Source organism: Williamsia sp. z34, assembly GCF_059553395.1.
On sequence record NZ_JCANWW010000002.1, the window covers coordinates 1 to 15,601 of the forward strand.

A 15,601-nucleotide genomic window follows, 5' to 3' on the forward strand; every position below is an offset into this window, starting at 1 on the left:
GGGTGTGTTCTTTGAGAACTCGATAGTGTGTCGATGGATTGTTAGTGCCAATTTAGGTGCTGTATGTCTGTCACGGTGACGAAATCCCAGTCTGGGGTTTGGTCGGGTTGGCGGATGTGTGGTGCCGGCATTAGTTAGATAATTTTTTGATCCCATCGCAGGTTTTGAGTCCTGTGGTGGTGTCAGTTTTTGTTTGGTTGGGATTATGAAATCTCTTCAGGACATATTTTTTTGAAACTCGCTCTTCGGAGCGGTTTTGGAAGGTTTTCATGGAGAGTTTGATCCTGGCTCAGGACGAACGCTGGCGGCGTGCTTAACACATGCAAGTCGAACGATGAAGCCAGCTTGCTGGTGGATTAGTGGCGAACGGGTGAGTAACACGTGGGTGATCTGCCCCAAACTTTGGGATAAGCCTGGGAAACTGGGTCTAATACCGAATATGACCACCAGATGCATGTCTGGTGGTGGAAAGCTCCGGCGGTTTGGGATGGGCCCGCGGCCTATCAGCTTGTTGGTGGGGTAATGGCCTACCAAGGCGACGACGGGTAGCCGGCCTGAGAGGGCGACCGGCCACACTGGGACTGAGACACGGCCCAGACTCCTACGGGAGGCAGCAGTGGGGAATATTGCACAATGGGCGCAAGCCTGATGCAGCGACGCCGCGTGAGGGATGACGGCCTTCGGGTTGTAAACCTCTTTCACCAGGGACGAAGCGAAAGTGACGGTACCTGGAGAAGAAGCACCGGCCAACTACGTGCCAGCAGCCGCGGTAATACGTAGGGTGCGAGCGTTGTCCGGAATTACTGGGCGTAAAGAGTTCGTAGGCGGTTTGTCGCGTCGTTCGTGAAAACTTGGGGCTTAACTCCAAGCGTGCGGGCGATACGGGCAGACTTGAGTACTACAGGGGAGACTGGAATTCCTGGTGTAGCGGTGAAATGCGCAGATATCAGGAGGAACACCGGTGGCGAAGGCGGGTCTCTGGGTAGTAACTGACGCTGAGGAACGAAAGCGTGGGTAGCGAACAGGATTAGATACCCTGGTAGTCCACGCCGTAAACGGTGGGTACTAGGTGTGGGTTCCTTTTCACGGGATCCGTGCCGTAGCTAACGCATTAAGTACCCCGCCTGGGGAGTACGGCCGCAAGGCTAAAACTCAAAGGAATTGACGGGGGCCCGCACAAGCGGCGGAGCATGTGGATTAATTCGATGCAACGCGAAGAACCTTACCTGGGTTTGACATACACCAGAAAGCCATAGAGATATGGCCCCCCTTGTGGTTGGTGTACAGGTGGTGCATGGCTGTCGTCAGCTCGTGTCGTGAGATGTTGGGTTAAGTCCCGCAACGAGCGCAACCCTTATCTTATGTTGCCAGCGCGTAATGGCGGGGACTCGTGAGAGACTGCCGGGGTCAACTCGGAGGAAGGTGGGGATGACGTCAAGTCATCATGCCCCTTATGTCCAGGGCTTCACACATGCTACAATGGCCGGTACAGAGGGCTGCGATACCGTGAGGTGGAGCGAATCCCTTAAAGCCGGTCTCAGTTCGGATCGGGGTCTGCAACTCGACCCCGTGAAGTCGGAGTCGCTAGTAATCGCAGATCAGCAACGCTGCGGTGAATACGTTCCCGGGCCTTGTACACACCGCCCGTCACGTCATGAAAGTTGGTAACACCCGAAGCCGGTGGCCCAACCCCTTGTGGGAGGGAGCCGTCGAAGGTGGGATTGGCGATTGGGACGAAGTCGTAACAAGGTAGCCGTACCGGAAGGTGCGGCTGGATCACCTCCTTTCTAAGGAGCAACATAAACCACGCTCTCGTGTGCTGCTTTGTACCAGCACCTCACCGTGCTTTTGCATGGGGTGTGAGTGTGGTGGCCCCGCTTCACTGGCGAATGTTCAGTGGTGGGAGCTCAAATGGGTGAAACACTAACAATGCCGGTCAGCTTTCGTGAGGAAGTGGCGCCGGCGTTTGTGTGGGTGACCACATAAAGCATCGATACACTATTGGGTCCTGAGAGAACACACGTGTTCTTTCTAGGGTTAGACAAGATATCGGCCAGGTTCCGCCTGTTATCAACGATTGCTGAAGAGTGGTTGTTGGGGTGTTGGGGTTGGTTGGTGTGTGTTGTTTGAGAATTGCACAGTGGATGCGAGCATCTTTATTTTTGTTTTGATAAATGTTTGTAAGTGTTTAAGAGCGTACGGTGGATGCCTTGGCACCAGGAGCCGATGAAGGACGTAGGAGGCTGCGATAAGCCTCGGGGAGCTGTCAACCGAGCTGTGATCCGAGGGTGTCCGAATGGGGAAACCCAGCACGAGTGATGTCGTGTTACCCGCATCTGAATATATAGGGTGTGTGGAGGGAACGTGGGGAAGTGAAACATCTCAGTACCCACAGGAAGAGAAAACAACATGTGATTCCGTGAGTAGTGGCGAGCGAAAGCGGATGAGGCTAAACCATGCAGATGTGATACCCGGCAGGGGTTGTCTGTGTGGGGTTGTGGGATCTATTTTGTCGATTCTGCCGGATCGGCCGACAGTAAAAAATTGTTGTGTTAGTCGAAGTGGTCTGGAACGGCCTGCCGTTGAGGGTGAGAGTCCCGTAGACGAAAACGCGACAACTGTTGTAGTAGACACCCAAGTAGCAGCGGGCCCGTGAAATCTGCTGTGAATCTGTCGGGACCACCCGATAAGCCTGAATACTCCCTGGTGACCGATAGCGGACTAGTACCGTGAGGGAAAGGTGAAAAGTACCCCGGGAGGGGAGTGAAATAGTACCTGAAACCGTGCGCTTACAATCCGTCAAAGCCGATGCATCGTTTAGTCGATGGTGGGTGATGGCGTGCCTTTTGAAGAATGAGCCTGCGAGTTAGTGCTCGGTGGCGAGGTTAACCCGTGAGGGGCAGCCGTAGCGAAAGCGAGTCCGAATAGGGCGTATGAGTCGCCGGGTCTAGACCCGAAGCGGAGTGATCTACCCATGGCCAGGTTGAAGCGACGGTAAGACGTCGTGGAGGACCGAACCCACTTCAGTTGAAAATGGAGGGGATGAGCTGTGGGTAGGGGTGAAAGGCCAATCAAACTCCGTGATAGCTGGTTCTCCCCGAAATGCATTTAGGTGCAGCGTCGCATGTTCCTCACTGGAGGTAGAGCTACTGGATGGCCGATGGGCCCTACAAGGTTACTGACGTCAGCCAAACTCCGAATGCCAGTGAGTCAGAGTGCGGCAGTGAGACTGCGGGCGATAAGGTTCGTAGTCGAGAGGGAAACAGCCCAGATCGCCGGCTAAGGCCCCTAAGCGTGTACTAAGTGGAAAAGGATGTGGGGTCGCGAAGACAACCAGGAGGTTGGCTTAGAAGCAGCCACCCTTGAAAGAGTGCGTAATAGCTCACTGGTCAAGTGATCCTGCGCCGACAATGTAGCGGGGCTCAAGTACACCGCCGAAGCCGCGGCACTCACACAATAGCCCGCCTTCTGTTTGCGAACAGTTGGCTAGGTGTGTGGGTGGGTAGGGGAGCGTCCTGCATCCATGGAAGCATCGGAGTGATCCAGGTGTGGAGGGTGTGGGAGTGAGAATGCAGGCATGAGTAGCGAAAGCGAAGTGAGAAACTTCGCCGCCGAATGACCAAGGGTTCCTGGGCCAGGCTAATCCGCCCAGGGTGAGTCGGGACCTAAGGCGAGGCCGACAGGCGTAGTCGATGGACAACGGGTTGATATTCCCGTACCCGTGTAGTCGCGCCCGTGATGAATCAGTTGTACTAACTGTCCAAAAAGTTCTTTTCCACCTTCGGGTGGTCTGGGACCGGCTGCACAGGACCTTAGCTGGTAGTAGTCAAGCGATGGGGTGACGCAGGAAGGTAGTGGGGCCAGTCAGTGGTTGTACTGGTGTAAGCCTGTAGGGCGTGTTCTAGGCAAATCCGGAACACATATAGCCTGAGAGGTGATGCGTAGCCGAATGAGGCGAATTCCATGATCCTATGCTGCCGAGAAAAGCCTCTAGCGAGTGGCGACACGGCCCGTACCCCAAACCAACACAGGTGGTCAGGTAGAGAATACTAAGGCGATCGAGAGAACTGTGGTTAAGGAACTCGGCAAAATGCCCCCGTAACTTCGGGAGAAGGGGGACCATGTCTGGTGATGGAGTTTTCCTCCTGAGCTGGGTGTGGTCGCAGAGACCAGAGAGAAGCGACTGTTTACTAAAAACACAGGTCCGTGCGAAGTCGTAAGACGATGTATACGGACTGACGCCTGCCCGGTGCTGGAAGGTTAAGAGGACCGGTTAATCACTTCGGTGGTGAAGCTGAGAATTTAAGCCCCAGTAAACGGCGGTGGTAACTATAACCATCCTAAGGTAGCGAAATTCCTTGTCGGGTAAGTTCCGACCTGCACGAATGGCGTAACGACTTCTCTGCTGTCTCAACCACAGACTCGGCGAAATTGCATTACGAGTAAAGATGCTCGTTACGCGCGGCAGGACGAAAAGACCCCGGGACCTTCACTATAGCTTGGTATTGTTGTTCGGTTCGGTTTGTGTAGGATAGGTGGGAGACTGTGATACATGCACGCCAGTGTGTGTGGAGTCGTTGTTGAAATACCACTCTGATCGTATTGGACATCTAACTTCGGACCATGATCTGGTTCAGGGACAGTGCCTGGTGGGTAGTTTAACTGGGGCGGTTGCCTCCTAAAATGTAACGGAGGCGCCCAAAGGTTCCCTCAGCCTGGTTGGCAATCAGGTGTTGAGTGTAAGTGCACAAGGGAGCTTGACTGTGAGACGTACATGTCGAGCAGGGACGAAAGTCGGGACTAGTGATCCGGCACCGGCAAGTGGAAGCGGTGTCGCTCAACGGATAAAAGGTACCCCGGGGATAACAGGCTGATCTTCCCCAAGAGTCCATATCGACGGGATGGTTTGGCACCTCGATGTCGGCTCGTCGCATCCTGGGGCTGGAGTAGGTCCCAAGGGTTGGGCTGTTCGCCCATTAAAGCGGCACGCGAGCTGGGTTTAGAACGTCGTGAGACAGTTCGGTCTCTATCCGCCGCGCGCGTAAGAAACTTGAGGAAACCTGTCCCTAGTACGAGAGGACCGGGACGGACGAACCTCTGGTGTGCCAGTTGTCCTACCAAGGGCACCGCTGGTTAGCTACGTTCGGAAGGGATAACCGCTGAAAGCATCTAAGCGGGAAGCCTGTTCCAAGATGAGGTTTCTCACCCTCTTAGCAGGGTTAAGGCCCCCTACAGACCATGGGGTAGATAGGCCAGAACTGGAAGCCCGGTAACGGGTGCAGGTGACTGGTACTAATCGGCCGAGGACTTACAACCAAAACAAGAASACAAKTWTGTCWCGCATCCACTGTGCAATATCTGAAACAACACACAAACAAACAAATGATCAGCACTAATCATTGATTTGATTTGTGACGATGGTTGTTTCACATTGTTACGGCGGCTATAGCGGTAGGGAAACGCCCGGTCCCATTCCGAACCCGGAAGCTAAGCCTACCAGCGCCGATGGTACTGCACCCTAATCAGTGTGGGAGAGTAGGACACCGCCGAACACAATTTGCGAATACCCTGTATCCGATTCCAGCAATGGACTCGAATACAGGGTATTTTGCTATCCCCACACGGTGGGGATGTTTGCTTAGATGAGTCATGGCATCACTGATCGGCGGTCCGTCTCTGGTCGAGTCGTACCTGCAACACATCCATGAAAGTTGCTCGGTCGGCGATGAAGGCGCGCTCGCGGATTACATACCGGAACTCGCCCAGGTCGATCCGTTCCGCTTCGGGTTGTCGTTGGCGCTGCACGACGGATATGTGTATTCGATCGGCGACTCGGGTGTCGGGTTCACCCTCCAATCCGTGTCGAAGCCGCTCACCTACGCACTCGCTTTGACGCACAAGGGTTTTGACGTGGTCGATGCGCGTATCGGCGTCGAACCGTCGGGTGAGGCGTTCAACGAGATAAGTGTCGATTCACAGCGTCGGCCGCGCAACCCGATGATCAACGCGGGTGCGATTCTGTCGGCCTCGCTGCTTCTCGAGATCGAGCCCGATGTGGACACCGCGTTCGCGGAACTGCTCGATTTCTACTCGTCCTGTGCCGGCCGTCAGCTGTCACTTGACACCGAGGTGTACGCCTCCGAGATGCGCAGTGGTGCGCGGAACCGTGCCATCGCGTACATGCTGCAGAGCTTCGGTGCCCTGCAGGCCTCCCCGGAGGACTCGATCGACCTCTACTTCCGTCAGTGCTCGTTGATCGTCACGACCAACGATCTCGCGGCCATCGGGGGCACCCTGGCGAACGGGGGAGTGAACCCACGGACCGGCCGGCGGGTGATGACGCAGAGTGTTGTCCAACGGGTACTGAGCGTGATGACGACGTGTGGAATGTACGACGGGGCCGGCGACTGGGTGACCAGGGTGGGTCTCCCGGCCAAGAGCGGGGTCGGCGGCGGGATCATGGCCGTGCTGCCCGGACAACTCGGTATCGGTGTCTACTCTCCGCTCCTCGACGTGCACGGCAACAGCATCCGTGGTGTCAGCGCCTGCAAGCGGCTCTCTTCCGACCTGGGGCTCCACATGTTCAACGTCGCGAGGGAGAGCAGGTCCGCGGTTCGCTCGTTCCGGAACGCCGAGGAGTTCGAGGTCGCCACCGACCGCAATGAGTTCGAAAGGCACTTCCTCAGGGGCAAGCGCGATCGCATCAGGATCTACGAACTGCAAGGCGACCTCACGTTCTCCGGCACCGAGAGCGTGCTCCGACGTATTCGGTCGGCGGCCCAGGAGTTCGACGTGGTGATCCTGGACATGAGTCGAGTCGATCAGGTCGACGCCGTATCGAGAACGATGTTCCTCGGTGCCAGCAAGAACCTCGAGAACGTGGAACGCACTGCGGTGGTGGTCGATCCGGACGGCGTCGTGCTGCGACGGCACGCTCATGAGGCCCAGCGAGCCCCGCAGCTCGACTACGTCGTCAAGTCGATGGCCGAGGCGCTGGCCGAGGCCGAAGACTTCTTGCTGAAGATCGCGATCGAGAAGCCTTAGTCAGGCAAGTGCGCACGCCCGGTCAGTTCTGGGCGGCGTCGTGCGCGGTGAGCAGCGTCAGAGCCGCCAGGGTCTGGGCGTCGCAGATCTGGCCGGATGCCACCGCGGCCCAGAGTTCGGCAACCGACCACCACCGGGCATCCATGTCTTGTTCTTCGTGCTCGCGTTGCGTCACGCCGACCTCGAGGTCCTCTGCGAGGAACACCGCTTGTCGCTGACTGCTGAAACCGGGTGCCACGTCGACCGTGCCGATGTGGGTGAGCGACCCGGCACTCAGACCGGTTTCTTCGGCGAGCTCGCGGACCGCAAGTGTCTGCGCCGGAATCACCTGGCGGTCCGGCGCCGTGCCCGCCGGGAACTCCCATCGTCGCGCATCGACCGCGTAGCGGAACTGTTCGACCAGGAAGACCCGACCCTCCTCGCGGGGGATGACGATGACTCCCTCCGGCTTGTCGACCACGCTGTAGATCCCACCGCTGCCGTCGGAGCGCACGATCTTGTCCTCTCGCAGGGACAACCACGGATTGGCATATATCTCGGCTGAAGACACTCGCTTGATCGACACCACATCAGAATATGGCCGGCGCACGGCACGGGGGCGACGCGCATCGCGGCCACGGGCCTAAGGTGGTCTCGTGCGTCTTGTTATTGCCGAATGCCAGGTCGACTACGTCGGACGGCTCACCGCCCATCTGCCCAAAGCTCGCCGACTGCTGTTGATCAAATCCGATGGTTCGGTCAGTGTGCATGCCGACGATCGTGCCTACAAGCCGCTGAACTGGATGAGCCCGCCGTGCTGGCTGGTGGAGACGACTCCGGAAACGCCTGATGGGCCGCAACTCTGGGTGGTGACGAACAAGGCCGGCGAAGAACTCCAGATCACGATCACGAACATCGAGCATGATTCGAGCCACGAACTCGGCGTCGATCCGGGCCTGGTCAAGGACGGTGTCGAGGCACATCTGCAGGAGTTGCTGGCCGAACACGTCGAGACACTCGGTCCCGGCTATTCGCTGGTGCGCCGGGAGTACATGACCGCGATCGGTCCCGTCGACCTGCTGTGCCGGGATGCAGACGGCTCGTCGGTTGCGGTGGAGATCAAACGACGCGGCGAGATCGATGGCGTCGAGCAGCTGACGCGCTACCTGGAGCTGATGAACCGGGATCCGCTGCTGGCGCCGGTGCAGGGTGTCTTCGCGGCCCAGCAGATCAAGCCGCAGGCCAAGACGCTCGCCAACGATCGCGGTATCCGCTGCGTGATTCTCGACTACGACAAGCTTCGGGGGACCGAGAGCACCGAGTTCCGGCTGTTCTGAGATATCGACGGGTGTGATGGAACGGATCGAGTCCGGCCCCGGCGGCGACGACTACTACGTCCGGCCGATTGCCGGCCAGCGCGCCACGAAGATCTACCGGTGCCCGGGCTGCAATCAGTCCATCGCGGTAGGTGTTCCGCATGTGGTGGCCTGGCCGGTGGACGATTACGGCATGGACGGGTTCACTGGCGGCGCGTCCTATCTTGATGATCGCCGCCATTGGCACACCGGGTGCTGGCGTCGCGGCACGCGCGGCACCCGCCGTGCACGACGCTGAACGTCGCCGGTTTACCGGTACGACGTACTGACCCGGTCCGGGGTGTCCGTCTCGTCCGCTGATTCGAGATCGGTCGACTCGTCGAGTGTTGAGTGGTCGGCGGTTTCGGGATCAACGGCATCGCCGGCGGGGGACGACGACGGTTCATCGAGACGTGCGTTGTCGGAGAGCTCTTTGTTCAGCAGTCCGGTGGTGTTCGGATCGAGTAATTCGGGCTCGTTCTCCACCTCGGCGAGCAGCTGGGGGACGTCGTCGAGCTGGTTGCGGATCTCGGCGAGCTGGGACAGCATCCGGCTCCGCAGCGCGCGCACCTGCTCGGTGACTTCTTGTGAGCGCGTGACTCTTTCGGTTGCCGCGGACGCTGCACGCTGCCGCAGACTCTCGGCTTCGGCGTGTGCGTTCTCGAGCAGTTCGCGAGCTTCGTTCTTGCTGTCGGTCTCGAGTTTGGCCGCTGCCTCGACGGCTTCGGTCCGGCGGGCGGCCATCGTGATGTCGAAGTCCTGCTGAATCCGTTCCCGGTTGGCCTGTGCCCGGGCGTCGAGCTCTTCTGCCTGCGCCTTCGCCTCGGCGATGATGCGCTGCGCCTCGTTGCGGGCCGCGATCATCGTGGCCTCGTGTTCGGCGGCCATCGCCTCGCGGCGGTTCTCGATTTCCTCGACCTTGCGCGCGATCTCCTCGCGGTGCTGCGCGACCTCCTGGCGGGCGATCGAAAGTACTTCCGCAGCTTCGGCTTCGGACTGTGCCCGGATCTCCGAGGCTTCGTCGGAGGCCAGGCGCAGCATGCTGGAGACGCGCTCGCTCATCCCCTGGACGGTGGTCGGCGGAACGGACAACCGATTGACCTCGCGGCGGAGCTCGTCGATGTTGTCGCGGGCGATCTCGAGGTTCTCGGCGAGTTCCCGGGCATTGGCTGTGGCGGCGTCGCGGTCGGCGGCGATGACCCGCATCTCCGCGTCGAAGCGACGGAAGAACTCGGTGACCTGATCCCGGTCGTAACCACGCATGACCGTGGCAAACGGCAGGCCGCTGGCAGATGTGGCCTCGTTGATTGGCATGGGTGAGATTTTACGCTGTGTTGTCACCGGTACCGGCGGTGAACACGGTGTGCGCCACAGGAGTTACCAGGCTGCAACCCGTGCCCACCATCCGGTCGGCTCTCACGAGCGCGATCGTCAGTGCGTGGCGGCCGGTTCCACCAGTTCGAGGAGGACACCACCGGCGTCCTTGGGATGGATGAAGTTGATCCTCGAGTTCGCGGTGCCGCGGCGCGGCTCGGTGTACAGCACCCGCAGACCGTTGGCGACCAGACGGCGGGTGACCTCCTCGATGTCGGTGACCCGGACCGCCATCTGCTGCAGTCCGGGACCGTTGCGGTCGATGAACTTGGCGATGGTCGACGTCTCGTCGATCGGCGAGAGCAGCTGGATCAGGGCGTGCGTCTTGTCGGCACCTGCCGGACCCACCATCGCCTCGACCACGCCCTGGGCGGCGTTGGTCTCCTGGTGCAGGGTCACCAGGCCCAGGTTGTCGAGGTACCAGGCCTTGGCGGCCTCGAGATCGGGCACTGCGATCCCGACGTGATCGACCGCGGTGACTAGCTCTCCGATGGTGGCCATGGCCACTGACTGGGGGTTCTGTTCAGATGTGCTCATGGCATAAAGGTAACCTCGGGGTTAGTTGAGCGACGATTCAGCCAGCTTTCAGAGAGGTCAGAACAGATGACAACGTCGGTAATAGTGTCCGGAGCACGTACCCCGATCGGCCGATTGATGGGTTCGCTCAAGGATTTCAGCGCGGTGGATCTCGGCGCGATCGCCATCCGCGGGGCCCTGGAGAAGGGCAACGTCCCTGCCTCTGAGGTCGAATACGTCATCATGGGACAGGTTCTCGGTGCCGGTGCAGGCCAGATGCCCGCCAAGCAGACCGCGGTCAAGGCCGGTATCGGCTGGGATGTCCCCGCTCTTTCGATCAACAAGATGTGCCTGTCGGGCATCGACGCGATCGCGCTGGCCGATCAGCTCATCCGCGCAGGTGAGTTCGAGTGTGTGGTCGCCGGTGGTCAGGAATCGATGACCCAGGCGCCGCACATCCTGCAGGGCAGCCGCAGCGGCTTCAAATACGGCAACACCGAACTGGTCGATCACATGGCCTATGACGGCCTGCACGATCCGTTCACCGATCAGCCGATGGGTGCGCTCACCGAGCAGCAGAACGACGTCGAGAAGTTCACCCGCGAGCAGCAGGACGAGTACGCGGCGCAGTCGAACCAGCGGGCCGCCATCGCGTGGAAGAACGGCGTGTACGACGACGAGGTCGTGCCGGTGCCGATCCCGCAGCGCAAGGGCGATCCGGTCCTGTTCGCCGAGGATGAGGGCATCCGCGCCGACACCACCGTTGATTCCCTCGGTCGTCTGCGCCCGGCCTTCCGCAAGGACGGAACCATCACCGCCGGCAACTCCTCGCAGATCTCCGACGGCGCCGCCGCCGTCATCGTGATGAGCAAGGAGAAGGCGCAGGCGCTCGGACTCGACTGGATCGCCGAGATCGGCGCGCACGGTGTTGTCGCCGGACCCGACTCGACCCTGCAGCACCAGCCGGCCAACGCCATCCGCAAGGCTGCCTCGAAGGCCGGGATCGACCCCGCCGGATTCGACCTCTACGAGATCAACGAAGCATTCTCGGCGGTCGGCCTGGCCTCGACCAAGGAACTCGGTGTCTCGCAGGACAAGGTCAACGTCAACGGTGGTGCCATCGCGATCGGTCACCCGATCGGTGCCTCCGGTGCGCGTATCACGCTGCATCTGGCCCTGGAGCTCGCCCGTCGCGGAGGTGGCACCGGTGTGGCCGCCCTCTGCGGCGCCGGTGGACAGGGTGATGCGCTCATAATCTCAGTACCCAAGAAGTGAAAGTGACCGAAAATTGATTTCTGCAAAACTCACCGCCCAGATCTTCCGAGTAGTGGCGATTGCCGAGGCCGTGACCTGGCTGGCGCTGCTGATCGCGATGTTCTTCAAGTGGGTGCTCGGCCATGAAGAAGCCATCGCGATCCCGGGCATGACCCACGGCATCGTGTTCATGGTGTACCTCGTGGTCTCGCTGTTCACCGCGTGGCGCCTGAAGTGGAACCTGTTCACCGCCGGTCTCGCGCTGCTGGCGAGCATTCCGCCGTTCGGCACCGTGGTCTTCGAGGTGTGGGCGAAGCGCAAGGGCCTGCTCGACGGAACCGAAGCACCGTCGAAGGTTGCAACAGCCTGACATCACCAACCGAAACCGCCATCGCGCACCCGAATCTTCGGGTGCGGGTGGCGGTTTCGTGCATCTTCGGACTCAACGGGCTGTTGGCCGCCATGTGGGTGGCCCACATCCCGGTGATCGGGGACCGAACCGGCGTCAGCCATGCCACCCTCGGCGGCCTGCTGCTGGCGATCGGCGGGGCGGCCCTGGTCGCGATGCAACTGGTGGGCCCGTTGACCGACCGCATCGGATCCAAGTGGCCCACGGTCATCAGCGCGACCGGCCTGTCGCTGGCGATCCTGTTGCCTGGCCTGGCAACCGGCACGATGTCGCTGGCCGCGGCTCTCGTCACGTTCGGCTTCTTCAACGGCGCGCTCGACGTCTCGATGAACACCCAGGCCGTGCTGTGTGAACGCACGTACAAGCGGCCGATCATGTCGTCGTTCCACGGATACTTCTCGGTGGGTGGGCTGGTCGGCGCGGGAATCGTGGCCGCCGGTCTTGCGCTCGACGTGCCCCTCATGGCGGTGCTGGGGACGTTCTGCGCAGTGGGATTGATCAGCGTTGCCGTCCTGTCCGGTGATCTGTTCACCGGCCGGGCGGGCGACGAGGTGGCAACCCCTGAGCGGGCCGCAACCGGGGTGGCCGTCGAGGACGTCGGGGAGAACGAACCTCGGCCCTGGGGCCGGATCGCGCTGCTCGCCCTGGTGGCGTTCATGCTCATGCTGGCCGAGGGCGTCGCCTACGACTGGAGTGCGCTCTACATCGTCGAGAGGTATGACGCCTCCGACGCTCTGGGCGCCGTTGCGTTCGGCGCATTCAGTGCCACGATGGTGATCTTCCGATTCTCCGCCGACGCGGTGAGCGCCCGGTTCGGCCCGGTCGCCGTCGTGCGCGGTGGGGCAGCCGTCGCCGTCGGCGGGATGGCGTTGGCGATCTGCGCTCCCAGTGCACCGTGGAGCATCGTCGGGTGGGCGGTGTTCGGGCTCGGCATCGCGGGCGGGGTTCCGCAGCTGTTCACCGCGGCCGGAAACGTCACGACGGCGTCGAGCGGCCAGATCATCTCGGTGGTTGTCGGCTTCGGGTATGTCGGGATGCTGGCGGGCCCGGCCGTCATCGGACCGATCGGTCAGTGGTTCTCTCTCGGGAGTGCGTTGTGGTTTGCGGTCGCCGGGTTGGTGATCGCCATCGTTTTCGCGCCGGTGGTCCGGCCCCGCACAACCGGACCCCGGCACCACTGCTCCGATGACCGTGCCAAACTGGAGTAATGACCAGACCGCAACAAAGTCAGCAGGCGGCTGCCCGTGCGGCAGCGGCGATGTCAGGCGCCGTGGACCTTTCAGGTCTCAAAGAGCGCGCCGAGGCGCAACGCGCACAAGCAAATCGGCCGGCACCGCCGCCGGGAGCCGCACCCCCGTCGGCTCCGGCCGGGGGAGCCGGGTTCCCCGCCGTCTACGACGTCACCGAGGAAACCTTCGAGTCCGAGGTCGTCGCCCGGTCCTCGCAGGTGCTGGTCGTCGTCGACCTGTGGGCAACCTGGTGTGGTCCTTGTAAGCAACTGTCACCGACGTTGGAGCGGATGGCCGCCGAGTCCGGTGGCGCCTGGGTGCTCGCGAAGGTCGACGTCGACGCCAATCCGCGCATCGCGCAGTTGTTCGGCGTGCAGTCCGTTCCGACCGTGGTCGCGATCATCGGCGGTCAGCCGGTGTCGGCGTTCGCCGGTGCACAGCCCGCCGCACAGATCCAGGGCTGGATCGACGACGTCATGAGTCAGCACGGCGCCGGCCTCACCGGTGCGCCCGCTGCGGGCGGTGCGGATGCCGAGGAACCCGTCGACCCGCGGATGGCGGCGGCCGAGGACAAACTCAACGATGGCGACATCGAGGGGGCCCTGGCCGACTACAAAGAGATCGCTGCCGCCGAGCCGAACAACATCGAGGCCGCCTCCCTGGTCCGCAACCTGACGTTTGTCGCGCGGGCCCAGTCCCACGATCCGGCAGAGCTCGCCGACGCATCGCCCGACGATCTCGAGAAGCAACTGGCCGCCGCCGACGTGGAACTGCTCAATCAGCAGCCCGAGGCCGCATTCGACCGGATCGTCAAAGTCGTTGCCAGGACTGCCGGCGACGACCGCGCCGCCGCTCGGGCCCGGCTCCTCGAACTCTTCGAACTGTTCGACCCGGCCGAACCCTTTGTGGTCGCGGCGCGGCGCAAGCTCGCGACCGCCCTGTACTGATGACCGCCCTGTACTGATGACCGCGCTGTACTGATCGGGTCTCACGGGTCGTAGCGGGAGCAACCACTGTCGGTGTCGAAGTAGCCGGCCGAGAACGCTGCGATCCGGGAGAACCCGCTCGGAAGTGATCGGCCGGCCACGTCACTGGCCACGGCGCCGCTGACCAGAAGACCGGACACCAGCTCGTCGAGGTCACCGCCGCGCAGGGTGAAGGTGCCGGAGTCTGCGGTCGACCGGGCCCACTGCCCGGTGGCGCAGGCCGCCCGGGCCGCGGAGACCGGCTGGTCGATCACCTGACCGCGGGCCTGCTGGGCCGCGATCGAGTAGCGGGATGCCACCAACGAGTAGGCGCTGAAATCGCCGGCGATGTAGCTCGGCAGGCCAGGGGGTCCGCTGGTGCCGTTGTCGGCGATCGACGCCAGCTCCGACGAATCCATCGACAGCGAATTGGTCGCCGGGCAAAACGCCACCGGTGGCGTGGTGGCCACGGTGTCGACGCCGGGACACCGGGTGTCCAGGGTTTCGGTGTCGACGGCAGGCCGGACGTCGGGCGGCAGGGCGAAGAACTCTTCGAGCGATGAGATCACCGAGTCCAGCCCGCCGGCGCTGAACCGGGTGTTGTCGATGCTGCCGGCATTGTCGAAGCGCGGCGGCATCGCATCGCGCATGTCGTCGATGCTGATCTCATCGATGGCCCCGCACCTGTCCGGCCCGTTGCCGAATCCGGTTTCGAATGCACGGGCCCGCTCGAACGCGGTGCCGTGATCGGATTGCCCACGTTCGCTGTCCCGGGCCGAGATCAGCGCGGCGACAGCGGTATTGAGCCCGTCGGCGGTGTTGATCTGCAGGTACTCGCCCTTGTCCTCGGCGATCCATCGGATGAAGTTGCCCGAGAGGCAGTCTGCTTGCTGCTCACTGACGATCGGGGAGGCGTCTTTGTCGATGCCGGCGATCATCTGCACGTAATGGCCGTACTCGTGGGCGATGACCGTCACCGGGGCCATCGGCCCGAACTCGTCGAGCAGGGCCGGCATCAGAACGCCACGGTCCCAGCCGATCTGGTCCCGAGGTGGGCAGAAGGCGGCATTGACGTGACCATAGGTCGAGTCGCCGCAGAAGGTCACCGATGCGCTTCGGGGAGCCTCGGCATCCCAGGACACGAAGCCCAGACCGGTTTTGAACTCATCGCCGAACGCGGGCTCGAACGCCTCTTTCCAGTACTTCTCGAGATCGAGCAGGGCCGCGGCCATCAGGGTGTCGATCTCACCGGAATCCGCGTTGTCGATGTCGAGAACCGGATCGCCGGCGCCTTCGCGCAAACCGGTGGGTCCGTCGCTGACCGTGAGGCCGGCAACGGTGAACGGGTCGGAGTACACCGACACCGGATCGCCGTCGACCACGACCTGCTCTTCGCGGCCGGCGCAACCGGACGACACCACCAGGCAGACACCGACCAGCCCGCTGATCCACGATATTCGTCGTGTGTTCACCGAA

Annotated in this window: 11 protein-coding genes and 3 rRNA genes; 10 read left to right on the forward strand and 4 right to left on the reverse strand. The window is 61.6% G+C overall.

The genetic code is table 11. The features are described from left to right. The first annotated feature begins 266 nt into the window (after window positions 1–266). From AC51GT_RS04345 to glsA, 4 genes are all read left to right on the forward strand, one after another. A 16S ribosomal RNA gene (locus tag AC51GT_RS04345) occupies window positions 267–1,787 on the forward strand. 391 nt (window positions 1,788–2,178) lie between these two features. Continuing rightward, a 23S ribosomal RNA gene (locus AC51GT_RS04350) occupies window positions 2,179–5,316 on the forward strand. Between the two features lie 119 nt (window positions 5,317–5,435). Beyond that, window positions 5,436–5,552, forward strand: a 5S ribosomal RNA gene (rrf, locus tag AC51GT_RS04355). Together the 16S, 23S and 5S rRNA genes form the textbook arrangement of a ribosomal RNA operon. A gap of 97 nt (window positions 5,553–5,649) precedes the next feature. Beyond that, on the forward strand, window positions 5,650–7,044 hold the full coding sequence (glsA, locus tag AC51GT_RS04360; RefSeq protein ID WP_496328014.1) for a glutaminase A: 1,395 nt from the start codon (window positions 5,650–5,652) through the stop codon (window positions 7,042–7,044). Window positions 7,045–7,066: 22 nt separating this feature from the next. On the opposite strand, the gene AC51GT_RS04365 is transcribed toward glsA, so the two are convergent. Continuing rightward, window positions 7,067–7,612, reverse strand: coding sequence for an NUDIX domain-containing protein (locus tag AC51GT_RS04365; protein WP_496325450.1), 546 nt, complete (start codon window positions 7,610–7,612; stop codon window positions 7,067–7,069). A gap of 67 nt (window positions 7,613–7,679) precedes the next feature. Here AC51GT_RS04365 and nucS point away from each other — a divergent pair, with 67 nt between their 5' ends. Then, window positions 7,680–8,360: an endonuclease NucS gene (nucS, locus tag AC51GT_RS04370; protein ID WP_496328015.1), complete on the forward strand. Its 681-nt coding sequence runs from the start codon at window positions 7,680–7,682 to the stop codon at window positions 8,358–8,360. A 16-nt stretch (window positions 8,361–8,376) separates the two neighbouring features. Continuing rightward, entirely contained in the window at window positions 8,377–8,637 is a 261-nt protein-coding gene (locus AC51GT_RS04375) for an Rv1322 family protein (RefSeq protein WP_496328016.1), read from the forward strand. Window positions 8,638–8,648: 11 nt separating this feature from the next. On the opposite strand, the gene AC51GT_RS04380 is transcribed toward AC51GT_RS04375, so the two are convergent. Beyond that, on the reverse strand, window positions 8,649–9,692 hold the full coding sequence (locus AC51GT_RS04380) for a hypothetical protein (RefSeq protein ID WP_496328017.1): 1,044 nt from the start codon (window positions 9,690–9,692) through the stop codon (window positions 8,649–8,651). A gap of 117 nt (window positions 9,693–9,809) precedes the next feature. Continuing rightward, the gene (mce, locus tag AC51GT_RS04385) at window positions 9,810–10,289 is read right to left on the reverse strand and encodes a methylmalonyl-CoA epimerase (protein ID WP_496325446.1); all 480 of its coding nucleotides are present in this window, start codon (window positions 10,287–10,289) and stop codon (window positions 9,810–9,812) included. Window positions 10,290–10,355: 66 nt separating this feature from the next. Here mce and AC51GT_RS04390 point away from each other — a divergent pair, with 66 nt between their 5' ends. The 4 genes from AC51GT_RS04390 to AC51GT_RS04405 are packed head-to-tail and all read left to right on the forward strand — an operon-like array spanning window position 10,356 to window position 14,107. Next, window positions 10,356–11,543, forward strand: coding sequence for an acetyl-CoA C-acetyltransferase (locus AC51GT_RS04390; protein WP_496325445.1), 1,188 nt, complete (start codon window positions 10,356–10,358; stop codon window positions 11,541–11,543). Window positions 11,544–11,556: 13 nt separating this feature from the next. After that, window positions 11,557–11,892 carry a DUF3817 domain-containing protein gene (locus AC51GT_RS04395; protein WP_496328018.1) on the forward strand — a complete coding sequence of 112 codons (336 nt, stop codon included), beginning with the start codon at window positions 11,557–11,559 and terminating at the stop codon, window positions 11,890–11,892. A gap of 47 nt (window positions 11,893–11,939) precedes the next feature. Then, entirely contained in the window at window positions 11,940–13,139 is a 1,200-nt protein-coding gene (locus AC51GT_RS04400; protein ID WP_496328019.1) for an MFS transporter, read from the forward strand. Continuing rightward, window positions 13,139–14,107 (forward strand): tetratricopeptide repeat protein, encoded by a 969-nt coding sequence (locus AC51GT_RS04405; RefSeq protein ID WP_496328020.1) that lies wholly within the window; start codon window positions 13,139–13,141, stop codon window positions 14,105–14,107. The genes AC51GT_RS04400 and AC51GT_RS04405 overlap by 1 nt, the downstream gene beginning before the upstream one ends. A 41-nt stretch (window positions 14,108–14,148) precedes the next feature. Here AC51GT_RS04405 and AC51GT_RS04410 read toward each other — a convergent pair whose 3' ends face one another. Continuing rightward, complete coding sequence (locus AC51GT_RS04410) at window positions 14,149–15,597, reverse strand: neutral zinc metallopeptidase (RefSeq protein ID WP_496325441.1); 1,449 nt, start codon at window positions 15,595–15,597, stop codon at window positions 14,149–14,151. Window positions 15,598–15,601 lie beyond the last annotated feature (4 nt).

Coding starts and splice junctions, on each gene's coding strand:
- AC51GT_RS04390 (WP_496325445.1), top strand. CDS start 10,356: ATGACAACGTCGGTAATAGTGTCCGGAGCACGTACCCCGATCGGCCGA.
- AC51GT_RS04380 (WP_496328017.1), bottom strand. CDS start 9,692: ATGCCAATCAACGAGGCCACATCTGCCAGCGGCCTGCCGTTTGCCACG.
- AC51GT_RS04405 (WP_496328020.1), top strand. CDS start 13,139: ATGACCAGACCGCAACAAAGTCAGCAGGCGGCTGCCCGTGCGGCAGCG.
- AC51GT_RS04375 (WP_496328016.1), top strand. CDS start 8,377: ATGGAACGGATCGAGTCCGGCCCCGGCGGCGACGACTACTACGTCCGG.
- glsA (WP_496328014.1), top strand. CDS start 5,650: ATGGCATCACTGATCGGCGGTCCGTCTCTGGTCGAGTCGTACCTGCAA.
- mce (WP_496325446.1), bottom strand. CDS start 10,289: ATGAGCACATCTGAACAGAACCCCCAGTCAGTGGCCATGGCCACCATC.